Genomic DNA, 16,695 nt, shown 5'->3' with positions numbered 1-16,695 from the left:
GGAGGTTTTCATGAAAGACAGTGCTCATCACCGCCCGGTCCGTCGAACCATCGCCCTCGTATTGGCGGGGGGGCGTGGCTCGCGCTTGCAGGACCTGACCGAAAATTGCGCCAAACCGGCGGTGCACTTTGGCGGCAAGTTCCGGATCATCGATTTTGTGCTTTCCAATTGTGTCAACTCGGGGCTGCACCGCATCGGCGTGTTGACGCAGTACAAGTCGCATAGCCTGCTGCGCCATTTGCAGCATGGCTGGTCGTTTTTGCGCAGCGAAGTCAATGAGTTCATCGATTTGCTGCCCGCCCAGCAGCGCGTTGACGAAGCCTCATGGTACCGGGGCACGGCGGATGCCGTCTATCAAAATATCGACATCCTGCGCGAACACGATCCCAAATATATTTTGGTGTTGGCGGGGGACCACGTGTACAAAATGAATTACGCCAGCCTGATTGAAGACCACGTGGCCCTGGGCGGCCCCTGCACCGTGGCCTGTGTTGAGGTGCCACTGACCGAGGCAAGCGCCTTCGGCGTCATGACCGTTGATGCCACGCGCCACATCACCCGTTTTGATGAGAAGCCGGCCCACCCCCAACCCATGCTGGACCAGCCGGGGCGCGCGCTGGCCAGCATGGGCGTCTATGTATTTGACGCCGACTACCTGTTTGCCGCCTTGCAGGCCGATATTGAAAATCCTGCCTCCGACCACGACTTCGGCAAAGACCTGATTCCGGCCATGGTGGCACGCGGCGAGGCCATGGCCCACTCGTTTGACCTGTCGTGCGTCAAACCCAGTCCGGAGGACCCGTCTTATTGGCGCGATGTCGGCACCGTCGATGCCTACTGGGCTGCCAATATCGATCTCACAGCCACCATTCCCCAGCTCGATCTCTATGACAAGGAATGGCCCATCTGGACTTACCAGCCGACCTCGCCACCGGCCAAGTTTGTCTTTGATGATGAAGGGCGCCGTGGCATGGCGGTTGATTCGCTGGTTTCCGGGGGCTGCATTGTGTCGGGCGCGCAGGTAAGGCGCTCCGTCTTGTTTACAGGCGTGCACCTGCACTCCTACTGCAGCGTGGAAGAGTCGGTTCTGCTGCCGGACGCAGATGTCGCCCGGCACTGCCGCTTACGCAAGGTGGTGGTTGACGAAGGCTGCCATATTCCTGCGGGCATGACCATTGGCTTTGACGCCGAGGAGGATGCGCGTCGTTTTCATGTGAGCCCCGAGGGCGTGGTGCTGGTCACAGTGGCCATGCTGGAGGCCTTGCGCTTGGGTCAAGCATGAAGGTTCTGTACGTTTGCACTGAGCTGTTTCCGTTTCTCAAGACCGGCGGGTTGGCCGATGTCAGTGCCGGTCTGGCCCCGGCTCTGCAGGCTTTGGGCTGCGAGGTGCGCTTGCTGCTGCCGGCGTTCCCGGCCATCAGCGACCAGGTCATCTCAACGCGGCCCATTGCCCCCTTGCCTGAGGGCCAGATGCCTTGGGGCCAGGCCCCTGACCTGCCCCCCGCCAGCCTGACGCTAATCACCCTGCCCGGCTTTGAGCTTCCGGTCTATCTGGTTCAAGCGCCGGCGTTGTATGACCGTCCGGGCAACCCTTATGTTGGATCGGATGGCCAGGACTGGGCCGACAACGCCGTTCGGTTCGCGGCGCTGGGATGGGCCGGGGCTGCCTTAGGGCGAGGGCTGGATCCAGACTGGCTGCCAGATGTCATCCACTGCCATGACTGGCACGCCGGCCTGACCCCGGCCTATGTACGGGCCTTTGCCGAGGCCAATCAAGACACGCCAGCGACAGTTTTCACCATTCACAACCTGGCGTATCAAGGCTTGTTTCCAGCGGCTGAATTTGCCCGGCTGGGCCTGCCCAAGGCCTGGCTTGATGTCAATGGCATTGAGTTTTTTGGCCGGGTTTCCTTCATGAAAGCAGCGCTTCGGTACGCGGACCGCATCACCACGGTCAGCCCGACTTATGCCCGCGAAATCATGGCGCCGGCGCAAGGCCACGGTCTTGACGGCCTGCTGCGCGAGCGTGCCAACGCGTTGTCAGGCGTTCTCAATGGCGTGGATGACCAGGTATGGAACCCGGCCAATGATGCTCTGCTGCCTGCGCGCTTTGATGCGGACAAGTTGCAGGGCAAAACCCTCGCCAAATCAGCACTTCAAGCCAAATTTTCGCTGGAGCCGCGGCCGGCCGCCCTGGTATTTGGCGTCGTTAGTCGCTTGACGCCACAAAAGGGTCTGCATCTGCTGCCCCAGGTGCTGGCTGAGTTGGTGCAACGCGGTGGGCAGCTGGCCTTGCTGGGCCAGGGTGACTTGGCGCTGGAGCAGGCCTTTGTCGATGCGGCAGTGCGGCACCCCGGTCAGGTCGGCGTGCGCATTGGCTACGACGAGCCCACCGCCCACGCCGTCATCGCTGGCGCCGATGTCATACTGGTGCCCTCGGAGTTTGAGCCGTGCGGCCTGACCCAGCTCTACGCTTTGCGCTACGGCACCTTGCCACTGGTGCGCCGGATCGGCGGTCTGGCCGATACCGTCGTCGATTGCACCCTGGAAAATCTTGACGAAGGCAGTGCCACAGGCTTTGTGTTTGACGACATGAGCCCGGCCGGCTTGCTCGGCGCCGTGCGCCGCGCCTTTGCCCTGTTTCGACGCCCCGACGACTGGTCGGCAGTGCAACAGCGCGGCATGCGCCTGCGCTTTGACTGGCACACTGCCGCGCTGCACTACCTGGCCATGTACCAATCATTGCGGCCCAGCGCAAAATAATTCACCTGTGTATCTTTCCAGAGCCATTCACCATGCCCGCCACCCCCATTTTCCAGTTTGACAAGCCGACCAACAGCGTTGAAGCCTTGCGCCGCTCCATCTCGAACCGCCTGGTTTACCAGGTCGGCAAGGACCTGCGCTCGGCCACCCAGCGCGACTGGCTGTTTGCCGTGTTTCATGCCGTGCGCGACCGCATCATGGACGGCTGGCGCGAGTCGCTGGCCCAGGCCGAAGAGCAGGATGCCAAGCGGGTCTACTACCTGTCGCTCGAATTCCTCACCGGTCGCGCCCTGACCAACGCCATGATGGCGGCCGACATCTACGAGCCGGTCAAACAGGCCTGCGCCCTGCTGGGTGCCGACTTTGACGCCCTGATCGACCTGGAGCCCGATGCCGGCCTGGGCAATGGTGGCCTGGGTCGTCTGGCGGCCTGTTTTCTGGACTCGATGGCCACGCTGGGCCTGCCCGGCATGGGCTACGGCATCCGTTATGAATATGGCATGTTTGCCCAGCGCATCGTGAAAGGCCAGCAGGTCGAAGAGCCCGACTACTGGCTGGTCAATGGCTATCCGTGGGAATTCATGCGCCCTGAGTTCAGTTACACCGTTCGGTTTGGCGGGCACCTGGTGCCGCAAAACGGCCACTCCCAGTGGGTGGATACCGAAGACGTGATTGCCACCGCCTACGACAGCGGCGTGCCGGGCCACCAGATGCGCAGCGTGGTCACCATGCGCCTGTGGTCGGCGCGTGCCAGTGGCGGCGTCAACCTCGATGCCTTTAACCGGGGCGATTACATCCAGGCGGTGGAGGCAAAAAACCAGTCGGAAAATGTCTCGCGCGTGCTGTACCCGGACGACCGCACCGAACACGGCCATGAGTTGCGCCTGCGCCAGGAATACTTTTTTGTCAGCGCCTCGCTGCAGGATATTTTGCGGCGTCATCTCAAAAGCCATAACGGTCTGGAGCAACTCGCCGACAAGGTGGCCATTCACCTCAACGACACGCATCCGGCGCTGGCCGTGCCTGAGTTGATGCGACTGCTGCTGGACGAACACCAGCTGGACTGGGAATCCGCCTGGAGCCTGTGCACGCGCATCTTCTCCTACACCAATCACACCCTGATGGAAGAGGCCCTGGAGACCTGGCAGGTGGACCTGCTGAGCCGCGTGCTGCCCCGTCACATGGGTTTGATCTTTGACATCAACGCCCGCTTTCTGGCCGAAGTTCATGCGCGCTTTCCGGACGACCACGCCCTCTTACGCCGCATCTCGCTGATCGAAGAACGCGGCACGCGCCGGGTGCGCATGGCCCATCTGTCGGTGTTGGCCAGCCACAAGGTCAATGGCGTATCGGCGCTGCACAGCCAACTGATGGTGGACACCATTTTTTCTGATTTTGTGCAGATGTATCCAGACCGCTTTTGCAACAAGACCAACGGCATCACCCCGCGCCGCTGGCTGTCGCAGGCCAACCCGTCGCTGTCGGCCCTGATCGACAGCCGCATTGGCCCAGACTGGCGGCGTGATCTGGACCAGCTGGCGCAGTTGCGCGATCTGGCCGATGAGCCGGAATTTCAAAACGCCTTTCGGCTGGCCAAGCAGCAGAACAAGCGCCGGCTGACGGAGCTGATCGCGCGCAGCCCGGGCGTCATCGTGGATCCGCACAGTCTGTTTGACGTGCAGGTCAAACGCATGCACGAATACAAACGCCAGCTGCTCAATGTGCTGCACGTCATCACCCGCTACCACCGTATCCTGGCGCAACCCCACGCCAACTGGGTGCCGCGCACCGTGATCTTTGCCGGCAAGGCGGCCTCGGCCTATTACATGGCCAAGCTCATCATCCGGTTGATCAATGACGTGGCGCGCGTCATCAACAACGACCCCCTGATCGGCTCGCTGTTGCGCGTCGTCTTCATCCCCAATTACCGGGTTTCGCTGGCGGAAATCATCATCCCCGCGGCGAATTTGTCCGAGCAGATTTCAACCGCCGGCACCGAGGCCTCGGGCACCGGCAACATGAAATTTGCCCTCAATGGCGCCCTCACCATTGGCACCTGGGACGGCGCCAACATCGAGATTGCCGAGAACGTGGGCCTGGACAATATTTTTGTCTTTGGCAACCGTGCCGACAAAGTGACCGAACTGCGCGGCTACGGCTATCAGCCGCGCGGCTACTACGAGGGTAATTTTGATCTGAAGCTGGCCATTGACCGCCTCACTGAAGGCGCTTTTTCGCCTGAGGAACCCGAGCGTTACCGTGATGTGGTCAATACACTGCTGGAGACCGATTACTACCAGCTGTTGGCCGACTACGGCGACTACTGTGCCAGCCAGGACAAGGTGGACGACCTCTATCGGCACCCGGCAGCATGGACACGCAGCGCAATTCTGAATGTTGCGGGCATGGGGCCCTTCTCTTCGGACCGCACGATTCGTGAATACGCCACCGACATCTGGGGCGTGAAGCCGATACAGTAGCGGCCTCGTTTACTGCAACTTTACTGACACTTCAAGCGCTTGCTTCGACCCGGACCTAGACTGCCCCTATGACCCAAAACCTATTGATGATCGAAGACGACGCGCGCCTGGCCCAGATGGTCAGTGAATACCTGGGGCAGTCAGGCTTTGCAGTGAGCCATGCTGGCGATGGCCAAACGGGGCTGAGCCAGCTGCAAGCCAGCCCGCCTGACCTGGTCATCCTGGACCTGATGCTGCCTGACATGGACGGGCTGGAGGTATGTCGGCGCATCCGCGCTCTGCCCGGGGCCATGGCGCAAATACCCGTGCTGATGTTGACCGCCAAGGGCGACCCCATGGACCGCATCATCGGGCTGGAAATCGGTGCTGACGACTACCTGCCAAAACCGTTTGAGCCCCGCGAGTTGCTGGCCCGCATTCGCGCCGTGTTGCGCCGCCATGTGGAGGGCGCGCCAAAAGTTGAAACACAGCTGCATTTTGGCTCACTCGAAATTGACCGCGACGCCCGCTCCGTCAGCGTGGCGGGCCAACCCTGCGACTTGACCTCTTACCAGTTTGATCTTCTGGTGGCGTTGGCCGAGCGCGCCGGGCGGGTGCTCACGCGCGACCAGATCATGGAAGCGGTGCGCGGGCGAGAACTGGACGCGTTTGACCGTTCGATTGACGTGCACATGGGCCGCATCCGCGCCGCGATCGAACTCGATGCCAAGGATCCCAAGCGCATCCTGACGGTGCGCGGCGTCGGCTATGTGTTTGCGCGCCAGCAAGAATGAGCAAGTGTTTTAAAAAACTGTATGTGCGTATCTGGCTGGCCGTGGTGCTGGCGCTGGCGGTATTGACCCTGTTGGTGGGTTGGGCCTGGCGCCTGACCGCAGAGCCGCCGCTGCGCAATGTGGTCATCCGCGACCATCTCGGCAAAATCATAGGCAATGGGCACGCCCGCATGCGGCGGCCACCGGACATCGGCTTTGGGGAGCATGGCGACCGGGCGCCCGATACGCAGGATCGCTGGCTCTTGCCCTACAGCCAGTATGGCTTCGACCCCGAGTTTGTCGTGGTGATGAACGACGGGGAAATTGTGCACCTGCAACTGCCACGCCCACCACCGCCGCCCTGGGGTCGCTTGCCCTTTGGATTTTTCTGGACCCTGGCCCTGGTCGGCCTCGCCGTGGCACTTGCCACCTACCCGATCATTCGCAAGCTCACGCGGCGCCTGGAGTTGCTGCAAAACGGTGTGGAGAAGTGGGGCGAAGGCGACCTTTCGATCCGCGTGCCGGAAGCTGGCACCGACGAGGTGGCCTTTCTGGGCGCACGCTTCAACCACGCAGCCCAGCGCATCGAGACCCTGGTCAAGTCGCATGAATCGTTGCTGGCATCGCAAAAATCATTGCTCGCCAACGCCTCGCATGAGTTGCGCTCGCCGCTGACCCGCATTCGGATGGGACTGGAGTTGATGGGCGCACCGTCGTCGCCGGCATTCAAAAGCGAGATCTCACGCAACATCAATGAACTGGACCAGTTGATTGAAGAGATCCTGCTGGCCAGCCGCCTGGATGCGCGCGAAGCCGACCTGGGCACGGTTGAATCGGTTGACCTGATTGGCCTGGCAGCGGAGGAATGCGCGCGGGTCAACGCCGAGCTCGATGTACAAATGGTGAGCGACCCGGCAGCCGAGTCGACCGGGCCAAGCGACCTGCCGGTGCAAGGGGTCACCAAATTGCTGCGTCGCGCGGTGCGCAACTTGCTGGAGAATGCGCGCCGCCATGCCGCGGGCGAGATCAAGGTGGCACTGCGCAAGACCGACAGCCAGGCCATCATCAGTGTCTGTGACCATGGCCCGGGTGTTCCAACCGCGTTACGGGAGCGGATTTTCGAGCCCTTTTACCGTTTGCCTGGCGCGACGGAGCGCGACGGAGGCGTCGGTCTGGGTCTGGCCCTGGTGAAATCCATCGCGCTGCGCCATGGTGGCACGGTGTCTTGCGAAAATCGCCCCGATGGCGAGGGCGGTGCCTGCTTTGTCATTCACTTGCCGCTGGCGCCGCTCCGCTCTCGATAAAAGTCGCAAGAAGTGACGTTTATCTGCAAAAACAGCAGCGCTATCCCCCAAATGGGGGATAGCGCCTGACTTGAAGTCCCGGTACAGTCTTCCCAACTGCTGTCACAGTGCATAAGCGTTGGGGTTCGGTCAGTCGGTAGGCAGGCATTCAGACCTTCACCGCATCCAACGAGGTTCCCTCGGGAACTTTTTCACAGCCACCTTCGGGTGGCTTTTTTTATGTAAAAACAGGCCGCAGCCCTCGTCTACATTGAGTGTAGAGCTATATTTTTAATAGCACATTGGCGGCCGTGATATCCACCAGACAGCGCGTGTGCCCAAGCGGACATTCGCGCTCAAAGCAAGGCGCGCAGTCCAGCGGCGGCTGGTAACTTGCATCGTTTTTCAGCCACAGCACGGTGGCGCGGTCATTCAGGGGCGGCGTGTGCAGCGGGCTGCTGGAGCCAAAGATGGCCACTTGCCGCACACCCAAGGCGGCGCCCACATGCATCAGGCCGGAGTCATTGCTGACAAGGCAGTTGGCAGCGGCGGTAACGCTGAACGCCTGGGCGAGCGAGGTTTCACCGGCAAGGTTGCGGCACTTGCCGGGCTGCTCGGTGTTGACCAAGTCAGCGATTTCTTCGCACAAGTCGCGTTCTTTGGCCGAACCCAGCAGCACGACCGGCAGTTCAAGACGCTGGGCCAGCTCGGCAAAATGCCCGGTCGGCCAGCGCTTGGCCGGGCCGTATTCGGCCCCGGGGGCAAACACGTCATAGCCGCCGCGCTGCAAATCCAGCGCCGCCAGGGCGGTGTCAACCTCCGCCGCATTCATCTGCAGTTGCGGTCGGTCGTTGACTGCGTCGGTCGCACCGCTGAGCGCCGAGTAAAACGCCACCATCGGCGGGCGCCGGGCCTTGGGCGGGTTTTTCAGGCGATGGGTCAGCAGACCGATCCGGGCTTCGCCGAGGTAACCCACCCGCTTTGGAATACCCGCCAACAGCGGCAGCAAGGCGCTTTTCAGGGAGTTCGGGCAAATATAGGCCATGTCAAAACGGCCAGCGAGTTGCCGGGCCAAGCGGCCCCTAGCCTTGAGTTGCAGACCGCCGTGGGCGAAGGGCAGCTCAATGACCTCGGCCACCTGGGGCATCAGTCGGTACACCGGCGCCACCCAGGGCAGCGCGCCGACCGTGAGACGCTCGCCGCGCCCCTGCAGGTGGCGCAAGAGCGGCTCGGTCATCACCGCGTCCCCAATCCATTGGGGGGCGATGATCAAAGAATGGGGGGGAGCCCCCGATCCTTCAGTGCCCGGCGAAATGCTCACCCGCCTTGAGTTTGTAAACCGTGCCGCAATACGGGCACTTGGCCTCACCGGTGTGGGCCACGTCCAGGTAAACCTTGGGGTGGCTGCTCCAGAGTTTCATGTCAGCCTTGGGGCTGGGGCAGTACACGCCACCTTGGTGGTTGAGGTCCTGGGCCAGGAGTTCGACAACGGATTTGTTCATATTCTTCCTTAAATGGTTGGGGACAGAGCTGGTGCGCTTCGCGTCACTGCGGTCTGTCCCGCAAGGTCTCAAACTCTACTCAGCCAATGCGCGTACTTGGGGTTGCGGCCATTGACGATGTCAAAGAACGCGCTCTGGATTTTTTCGGTGATCGGGCCGCGGCTGCCAACATAGTCGTCTCTGCCCAGTTCGATGCGGTCGAGTTCGCGAATCGGGGTGACTTCAGCGGCCGTGCCGGTGAAGAAGGCCTCATCACAAATATAGAACTCGTCGCGGGTGATGCGCTTTTGGATAACCTCCAGCCCCAGGTCCTTCGCAATGTGCAAAATGGTGTTGCGGGTGATGCCGTTGAGCGCGCCCGAGGACAGGTCGGGCGTGTACACCACGCCGTCTTTGACGACAAAGACGTTCTCGCCGGGGCCCTCTGCCACAAAGCCCGAGCAGTCGAGCATCAGCGCCTCGTCATAACCCTCGTCGGTGACTTCCAGGTTGGCCAGAATCGAGTTGCTGTAGTTGCTCACCGCCTTGGCTTGCGTCATGGTGATGTTGACGTGGTGGCGCGTGAAGCTGCTGGTCTTGACCCGAATGCCGCGCTTCATGCCTTCTTCGCCCAGATAGGCGCCCCATGGCCAGGCGGCCACCATCAGATGAATGGTGTTGCCTTTGGGGGAAACGCCCAATTTCTTGTCGCCAATCCAGCTCAAGGGGCGGATGTAGCCGCCCTCCAACTTGTTCTCGCGCACCACGGCCTTTTGCGCCGCCAGCACCTCGTCCATGCTGAACGGAATCTTCATGCGCAGGATCTTGGCGCTGTTGAAAAGGCGTTCGGTGTGCTCTTCGAGCCGGAATATGGCGGTGCCGCCAACGGCGTTATAGGCGCGCACGCCCTCAAAAACGCCACAGCCGTAATGCAGGGTATGGGTGAGCACATGGATCTTGGCGTCGCGCCACTCGACCATCTGGCCGTCCATCCAGATTTTTCCGTCTCGGTCCGCCATCGAAGGGGGTACAGGGTTCATCAGTGTCTCCTCAAAAATTGGGCTTGCAGATTCTGTAAAAAATTGATTTTACGAGCCCGCAGCGGCTAGCTCGCGTTCAGGCCGCATGGGCGTCGCGCACAGAACTCTCCAGTTCGGCAAAAGCCTCTTGCACGTAGTCGCCCAAACGCTGCAAATTGGGCAATTCATCGGTGGCGATCAGGCCAAAGAACAGCTCCCCGGCGTAGCTGAACAGCGTGATGTTGAGCAGATTGCTGGGCGGCAGGGTGCTGATGGGGTGCATCTCCTCCACCTTGGCGCCTTTGATGTACAAATATTTTTTGGGCCCCGGCACGTTGGAGACCAGGGTGTTGCCCATCGGGGGCAGCGTGTTGCTGAGTTGGAGCAGTTCTGCAATCTGCGCCACCAGCGCGGTGATGATGGTGTAAGACTCGATCGCCTCGGGCGCCACGCTGTCGATCATGGTGCGCACATTGCGCAGTGAAAACCCGATGTTGCGCAGCCGCACATAGGGGTCGTCGGTGGGCGCCGACAACTCCACCTGGATGATGCCGATCTTGTTGCCCGCCGTCTTCTCGCCTTCTTTGCGCAGGTTGACCGGCATCTGGATCGTGATCGGGCGCTTGAGCTCCACCCCTTGATCCTTGAGATAGCGGTGCAAGGCGCCATCCAGGCAGGTCAGCGCCACATGGTTGACGGTGGAACGGGTTCGTTCGCGAATCTGATTCACCCGCGCCATCGACACGCCAGCGCTGGCAAACTGCCGGCCGGCCGTCACCTGCCCGGTCAACGGCGTCCTGGCGGTTGAGACGAATGGCAGGGCAATCGCGTTCTTGGTGAGCTTGACACTCTCCAGCAACAGCATGGTCGCCAGCCGGGCGATGCCCAGGAATCGCAGCGTGGTGCCGCCCACGTCCTTCCACAACGATTGCATCAATTGCTGCATGGCCTGTTTGCTGCGGTCGCCATGGCCACCGTGTTTTTGGGTCCACACCGGTGTCAGCTCCAGATCATCGGGCGTGTGCGCCATGCTCTCTGACGTCCAGCGCGACATCGTGATGCCATCGGCGCACGCGTGGTGCATTTTTTGATACAGCGCAAAGTAAGCTTTTTTCTGGTCAATATCGAGGCCGTCAATCACATGCACCTCCCACAAGGGGCGGGAGCGGTCCAGCATGGGCTGGTGCAGCGTCGCGACAAAGTCGTACAACGCTTGCCGGTCATTGCAGCCGCTGGCGAGCTTGTGATAAAAAATGTGCTGCTTCAGATCGACCGTGTGGCTGTACTGCCAGTGCGGCATGGCGGTCAATGAAAACTTGATGACGCGATTGAACGGTGCCTTGACATCGGTAAACGTCAGTAATTCACGGTACAGATTTTTTGCAAAGGCGGGCGTTGCATTGGCTGGACGCTGGCACATCAGCAGGCCCGCCACATGCTTGGGGCTCGCCTGCGTCTCGGCGATGAAAAACGCAAGATCCAGTAACGACAATTTGCTCATGGTGCCTCGTTCTTGCGCTGCAATGGAAGGCTCCATTTTGCGTCATCCCGGCTCTTTCATTCGAGTCATTGGGGTTGACTTTTCAGCGCGGCCAGCCCAACGTCACCGCCAGGCCACCCAGGCGCTCGGAACGACTCACCTGCACCCGGGCGCCAAACACCGCCGCAATTCACCAGCCGGTGCCGCCCATGCCAAGGGTCAACGCCAGCAGCCAGCGATAAACCCGCACCGGCGCGTCCCACACCAGAATCTTGACATTTGGGTTTGGGTTTGGGTTTGCAGTGGTCGACATGGCTAATGGCACCTTCAGAGGGCGTCATCGTAGAAGCGGCAGATTAAGCAAGTCTTAAAGCGCTCCCGCCTTCAATTTGGCACGCGCACGCGCACGCGCTATGCTTCACCTGTTATTGCCCAACCGAGCAATGGCGTTTCTCTTACATCCCAGGAATCAATTTAATGAATAAAACTGTGTGGACAATGACTTGCGGGCTGATTTTTTCCGGCCTGGCCGTGAGCGCGCTGGCCCAAACCACGCTGTCGCCCAAAGCCCAGTACGCGGCCGAGAGTCGGCAGGCGCAGGCACTTTATGCCGCCGACAAGAAGAACTGCAATGACGAGGCGTCGTCCGCGGCGCGCCTGCAATGCCGGCGCGACGCCAAGAGCGAGTACGACAAAGCCATGGCCGCGGCCAAGGCGCACCGTGGAGCCCAGGCCGCCAGCCCCGCCCCGGCGCACAAAGCGCAAGTCGGCTGCCCGGACTGCGCCCGGGTGACCGCGGTCAACGTGAGCACGCAAAAAGGCGAAGGCAGCGCCGTGGGCCTGATCGCGGGCGGCGTCGCTGGCGCCGTGCTGGGCCACCAGGTGGGCGGCGGCATGGGCAAGGACCTGGCCACGGTTGCCGGTGCCGCGGGCGGTGCTTATGCGGGTCAAAAGATTGAAGAAAACGTCAAATCGCGCAAGGTGTGGACCGTCAGCGTGCAGTATCAGGATGGGCGCAAGCACAGCTTCAACTTCGAGCAGGACCCTGGCTTCAGAACCGGCGATGCCGTCAGAAACTCCGGCAACAGCATCGTTCGCCAATGAAGGGGTGCGCAGATTCAAAGTGCCCCAGGAATCTGCCCATGCCAGGACATTGCTATAAATAATATAGCATAAGAGGCAATACAGTCGCGGGCTGAAGGCCTAAATCACCTGCAATCCGTGACGCGTCAAGCCTCGGGCGGCATTGGCATCAAGCAACTACAGCCCGCGCACCACGTCCATGGCTTGCTCGACCCGCTCCACCGCATGAATCGTCAAGCCTTCAATCGGCTTTTTCGGCGCATTGGCCTTGGGCACCAGCGCCACGCTGAAACCGAGCTTGGCCGCTTCTTTGAGCCGTTCCTGCCCGCGCGGCGCTGGCCGTATTTCGCCGGCCAGGCCGACCTCGCCAAAGGCAAAAAATCCTTTCGGTAGCGGCTTGCCGCGCAAGCTCGACGTGATCGCCAGCAGCACCGCCAAGTCAGCAGCGGGCTCAGAGATGCGCACGCCGCCTACCGCATTCACAAACACGTCCTGATCCATGCAGGCAACCCCGGCGTGGCGGTGCAGCACCGCCAGCAGCATGGCGAGGCGGTCTTTGTCCAGCCCGACACTCAAACGCCGGGGTGAGGGCCCACCGCTGTCGACCAGCGCTTGAATTTCCACCAGCATCGGCCGTGTGCCCTCCAGCGTCACCATCACGCAACTGCCGGGCACCGGCTCGGCGTGCTGGCTCAGGAAAATGGCGCTCGGGTTGGAGACGCCCTTGAGACCTTTTTCGGTCATGGCAAACACGCCAATCTCGTTGACCGCGCCAAAACGGTTCTTGATGGCGCGCACCAGCCGAAAACTCGAATGCGTGTCGCCCTCGAAATACAGCACCGTGTCCACCATGTGCTCCAGCACGCGCGGCCCGGCCAGGGCGCCATCTTTGGTGACGTGACCGACCAGCACAATGCAAGTCGCCCGGCCTCGGGTGACCCCATCTGATCGTCCGCTGGCTTTGGCGTAGCGCGTCAGGTGCGCGGCACACTCGCGCACCTGCGCCACCGAGCCGGGGGCGGACGTGAGCTGCTCGGAATACACGGTTTGAATCGAGTCGATGACGGCGATATCGGGCTGCGTGGCATCGAGAATCGCGAGGATCTTTTCCAGCTGAATCTCGGCCAGCACCCGCACCTGCGAGTGGTCCAGCCCGAGGCGGCGCGAGCGCAGGGCGATCTGGGCGCCGCTTTCTTCGCCCGTCACATATAAAGTGCTTTGGCCACTGCGCTGCAGCGAATCGAGCGCCTGCAGTAAGAGCGTCGACTTGCCAATGCCGGGGTCGCCGCCGATCAGCACCACGCCGCCTTCGACCATGCCGCCGCCCAGCACCCGGTCAAGCTCCTCGTGACCGGTGGGCGTGCGCGCCATGTCCACGGCATCAATGTCGCTCAGAATGGCGACTTCGGCTGTTTTGGCCAGCGAGGCGAAGCGGTTTTTGGCGGGCGCGCTGCTCTCGGCGACCGACTCGATCAGCGTGTTCCAGGCGTTGCAGCTGGGGCATTTGCCTTGCCATTTGGGGCTGGTGCCGCCACAGTCGGAGCAAACGTAAACGGTTTTTTCTTTGGCCATGCAGGCGATGTTACTGTATGGAAAAACAGATATCGGCGGAGCCGGCTTGCCAGTTTGTGCGTACTACATTATTAATAGCAAATTATGCAGCAATGACGGGAGCTACAGCCAGTTTCACCTCTGAAAAATTCAGACTCAGTCGTCGTCTTCCTTGTCCTTGCGCTTGCCCGACCCTTTGTTCTCTGGCTCCTCCTTGGCGCTGCGATGACATTCAACGCAATTGTCGAAGTTTTGAATGCCTTCTTCCTGATGCTCCGAGCGTATGTTGTCCAGGCTGTGCTCATGGCAACCGTAGCAGGTGTAGCGGCGGTAGTCGTTGTTGCTGTGACAGGTCTCGCATGAGGCTGCGTGGTCCCTGTCGAGCAAAAACAATTTGTCATGTTCAAACGTGGCGGGTTTCCAGGCTTGCTGGCTGTGACATTGATTGCAGTTGCCTGTGATCTGACCGTGCAGCTTGTCGGTCGGCGCCTGGTGGCAACTCTGGCATTGCTCGCGCACCGCTGTTTTGAGCAATAAATGCGAGAACGGCTTGCGACTGCGCTGGGTGAGTTTGGGGGCTGCGTGATCGCTGTGGCAGGCCATGCAGTCCTGCTCGATCAGCGCCTGGTGGAACGAGGTCTTGCGCGTGCGTTGAACAATGGCCACGCCCTTGCTGGTGCGCAGTCCGATGTCGGGCAGGACATGGCAGCTGACGCAGCGCGCCGCGCCACGGCGCATGGCAGGCGAAGCAGTCGGTGGCAATTTCGGCGTGGGCCGCCACCACCTGACCCGGGCTCACCATCAGGTGCGGATAGGTAAAGACCAGAACGACCAGCACCAGCAGGTTGGCCGCTATCAGGACCATGAGCCAGCCGCGTTTCATTTCCAGCCCCAGAATAAAAAGACGGCCGTGATGTGTGCCAGGGCGAGCACGGCAAACGCCAGCGTGATCGGAAAGTGAACCGAGCGCCACTGCTTGACCGCGTCAAACGTCAGGCTGTCCCAGTACAGGTGCTCGTCGAGTTCATCGGCGGCCATGCCGTGCTGGCGCATCCTCTGCCGTGCTTCTTCCAGTCGCCGGCGCGAACGGTCGAGCAAAAATTTGCCGGTCAGCCCGCTGGCGACGTTGATCAGCATGGCCACGACCGCCAGCCAGGCCAGAATCGAATTGAAATGAATGCCGGCGTGCACCAGCACCAGCAAGGAGCCGAGCCAGGCCATGCGCTCATGCCAGCGCAGCAGCTGCACCGGATGCCCCGATTTGATCAGCTGGCGTTTGCGCAGCGAATAGCCGAATGAACCCAGAATCAGCAGCGTCCCTGGAATCCCCAGATAACGACCGATCCAGGCGATGTTGGCCAAGTGCAACAAGGCGTCGATCAACACGGTGGCCAGCGCCAGCATGCCCAAAGACAGCAGGAAGGGCAGGACTTCGCGGCGAATCAGTCTGGCTTTCATTCTCGTCAGGCCTCAATTTCCAAGGCTGATTCCGGCATGCCCACGCACAGCAGGCAATGCCCTGGTGCGATGTCATGCTCTGGCGGGTTGGCGTAGCGCACGCGGCCACTGAGCAACTTAGTCTCGCAGCTCCCGCAACTGCCAGAACGGCAACCCGAATCGACCGCCACGCCGTGTCGTTCGGCGAAATCGAGCAAGGTTTCGTCCTGCCCGTCCCACATCAGCGTGCGGCCAGAGCGGCGAAAATGTATGGCGAGCGGGGCGGCCAGACCCGCAGGCTGCGCCTGGGGTGTGGCACCCGGCAAACGCACCGATGCCGGGCCAAACGCTTCAAAGTGGATGTCCTGCAATGGCACGCCCCAGCGGGCCAGCGCCGGCACCAGGCTCTCCATCATGGCCGCCGGGCCGCAGACATAGAACTGATGCCGGCCGTGCGGCAAGGTCCGCCGCAGCAGATCGATGTCCACGTGCCCGGCATGCTGGTAGTCGCGCTCCAGCACGTCGTTCGGGCCCGGGCGGCTGTAGACCACGCTCAGGCGAAAGTTGGGATGCGAGTTGGCCAACTGTTCGAGCTGCAGCTTGAACGCATGTTCGCCGCCTTGGCGCACCCCGTAGTAGAGGTGAAGCGTGCGCTCGGGCTGCTCGGCCAGACACCAGCGCAGCATGCTCATCATCGGCGTGATGCCGATGCCACCTGCGATGAACACGGCCGGCACCTGCGGGTCGGGATCGATGAAGAAGTGACCCGACGGCGCCTTGACCTGGAGCACATCACCCTCGCGGATCCGGTCATGAAAGTGACTCGAGGCCGCGCCGGGCGGAACCTCCGGTCGGTCGGCTGGGGCCGGGATGCGTTTGATGGTGATGCGGTAGCACGTCGGCTCCGGCCGATCGGACAGCGAGTAGCAGCGCGTGATCATGCGTTGCCCGCCTGGCGCGCCTGCGTCGACGACCTGCAGCATGAAGGTGAGGAACTGGCCCGCCCTGAACGGTGGCAGCGCAGCGCCGTCGGCCGGCTCAAGATAGAAGGAGCACTGCGTGTGGGTGTCGTCCTCGAATTCGCGGCGCAGCACGCGGAACTCGCGCCAGCCGGGCCAGGCGCCCGATGAAACGGGCAGGGTTTGGACGCCCTCGGCGGCCGGCGTCTTGGCCGCCACACCGCGTCGTCGCCACACCATGACGCCGATCCCGACCGCAAGCTGAAACAGCAGTGCCGCACAGATGCAGGCAAGAAGCAGTGGCGCGGTCACGGATAACTTAGTGATGAATTGAACATCGCGACCGGTCGCAGCCGCAGTTTGATACTGTCCGGCTCATTCTAGGAATGCCCTTCCACGCGCGTTTG

15 protein-coding genes are annotated in these 16,695 nt (G+C 61.6%); 6 read left to right on the top strand and 9 right to left on the bottom strand.

What is annotated here, in order from left to right:
- The first annotated feature begins 10 nt into the window (after window positions 1-10).
- The 5 genes from glgC to GZ093_RS06410 all read left to right on the top strand — a co-directional run bounded on the left by glgC (window position 11) and on the right by GZ093_RS06410 (window position 7,299).
- Window positions 11-1,282, top strand: coding sequence for a glucose-1-phosphate adenylyltransferase (gene glgC, locus GZ093_RS06430; protein WP_296483680.1), 1,272 nt, complete (start codon window positions 11-13; stop codon window positions 1,280-1,282).
- Window positions 1,279-2,763 carry a glycogen synthase GlgA gene (gene glgA, locus GZ093_RS06425; protein ID WP_296483678.1) on the top strand — a complete coding sequence of 495 codons (1,485 nt, stop codon included), beginning with the start codon at window positions 1,279-1,281 and terminating at the stop codon, window positions 2,761-2,763. Before glgC ends, glgA begins: the two co-directional genes overlap by 4 nt.
- Window positions 2,764-2,795: 32 nt before the next feature.
- Window positions 2,796-5,243 carry a glycogen/starch/alpha-glucan phosphorylase gene (locus tag GZ093_RS06420; RefSeq protein ID WP_296483674.1) on the top strand — a complete coding sequence of 816 codons (2,448 nt, stop codon included), beginning with the start codon at window positions 2,796-2,798 and terminating at the stop codon, window positions 5,241-5,243.
- A 68-nt stretch (window positions 5,244-5,311) separates the two neighbouring features.
- Entirely contained in the window at window positions 5,312-6,016 is a 705-nt protein-coding gene (locus GZ093_RS06415; protein ID WP_296483671.1) for a response regulator transcription factor, read from the top strand.
- Window positions 6,013-7,299: an ATP-binding protein gene (locus tag GZ093_RS06410; RefSeq protein WP_296483668.1), complete on the top strand. Its 1,287-nt coding sequence runs from the start codon at window positions 6,013-6,015 to the stop codon at window positions 7,297-7,299. Before GZ093_RS06415 ends, GZ093_RS06410 begins: the two co-directional genes overlap by 4 nt.
- A gap of 262 nt (window positions 7,300-7,561) precedes the next feature.
- Here the strand turns inward: GZ093_RS06410 and waaF are convergent, their stop codons facing one another.
- From waaF to GZ093_RS06385, 5 genes are all read right to left on the bottom strand, one after another.
- Window positions 7,562-8,551: a lipopolysaccharide heptosyltransferase II gene (waaF, locus tag GZ093_RS06405; RefSeq protein ID WP_296483666.1), complete on the bottom strand. Its 990-nt coding sequence runs from the start codon at window positions 8,549-8,551 to the stop codon at window positions 7,562-7,564.
- A gap of 25 nt (window positions 8,552-8,576) precedes the next feature.
- The gene (locus tag GZ093_RS06400; RefSeq protein ID WP_296483662.1) at window positions 8,577-8,780 is read right to left on the bottom strand and encodes a zinc-finger domain-containing protein; all 204 of its coding nucleotides are present in this window, start codon (window positions 8,778-8,780) and stop codon (window positions 8,577-8,579) included.
- Between the two features lie 68 nt (window positions 8,781-8,848).
- The gene (locus tag GZ093_RS06395; RefSeq protein ID WP_296483659.1) at window positions 8,849-9,799 is read right to left on the bottom strand and encodes a branched-chain amino acid transaminase; all 951 of its coding nucleotides are present in this window, start codon (window positions 9,797-9,799) and stop codon (window positions 8,849-8,851) included.
- A 76-nt stretch (window positions 9,800-9,875) separates the two neighbouring features.
- Window positions 9,876-11,279, bottom strand: a complete 1,404-nt coding sequence (locus tag GZ093_RS06390) for a wax ester/triacylglycerol synthase domain-containing protein (RefSeq protein WP_296483656.1) — start codon at window positions 11,277-11,279, stop codon at window positions 9,876-9,878.
- Window positions 11,280-11,448: 169 nt separating this feature from the next.
- Window positions 11,449-11,571, bottom strand: a complete 123-nt coding sequence (locus tag GZ093_RS06385) for a hypothetical protein (protein WP_296483653.1) — start codon at window positions 11,569-11,571, stop codon at window positions 11,449-11,451.
- A 164-nt stretch (window positions 11,572-11,735) separates the two neighbouring features.
- Between GZ093_RS06385 and GZ093_RS06380 the strand changes: the two genes are divergently transcribed.
- Window positions 11,736-12,362, top strand: coding sequence for a glycine zipper 2TM domain-containing protein (locus GZ093_RS06380; RefSeq protein WP_296483650.1), 627 nt, complete (start codon window positions 11,736-11,738; stop codon window positions 12,360-12,362).
- A gap of 156 nt (window positions 12,363-12,518) precedes the next feature.
- On the opposite strand, the gene radA is transcribed toward GZ093_RS06380, so the two are convergent.
- From radA to GZ093_RS06360, 4 genes are all read right to left on the bottom strand, one after another.
- The gene (radA, locus tag GZ093_RS06375; RefSeq protein ID WP_296483647.1) at window positions 12,519-13,913 is read right to left on the bottom strand and encodes a DNA repair protein RadA; all 1,395 of its coding nucleotides are present in this window, start codon (window positions 13,911-13,913) and stop codon (window positions 12,519-12,521) included.
- 135 nt (window positions 13,914-14,048) lie between these two features.
- On the bottom strand, window positions 14,049-14,630 hold the full coding sequence (locus GZ093_RS06370) for a cytochrome c3 family protein (RefSeq protein ID WP_296483644.1): 582 nt from the start codon (window positions 14,628-14,630) through the stop codon (window positions 14,049-14,051).
- Between the two features lie 141 nt (window positions 14,631-14,771).
- Window positions 14,772-15,350, bottom strand: a complete 579-nt coding sequence (locus GZ093_RS06365; protein ID WP_296483641.1) for a hypothetical protein — start codon at window positions 15,348-15,350, stop codon at window positions 14,772-14,774.
- A gap of 5 nt (window positions 15,351-15,355) precedes the next feature.
- Window positions 15,356-16,600, bottom strand: coding sequence for a 2Fe-2S iron-sulfur cluster-binding protein (locus GZ093_RS06360; RefSeq protein WP_296483638.1), 1,245 nt, complete (start codon window positions 16,598-16,600; stop codon window positions 15,356-15,358).
- Between the last annotated feature and the right edge of the window lie 95 nt (window positions 16,601-16,695).

The organism is Rhodoferax sp., from assembly GCF_010365055.1.
GTDB lineage: Bacteria > Pseudomonadota > Gammaproteobacteria > Burkholderiales > Burkholderiaceae_C > Rhodoferax.
The sequence above is the reverse complement of the archived record's forward strand: the minus strand, read 5'-3'. Positions and strand labels throughout refer to the sequence as shown.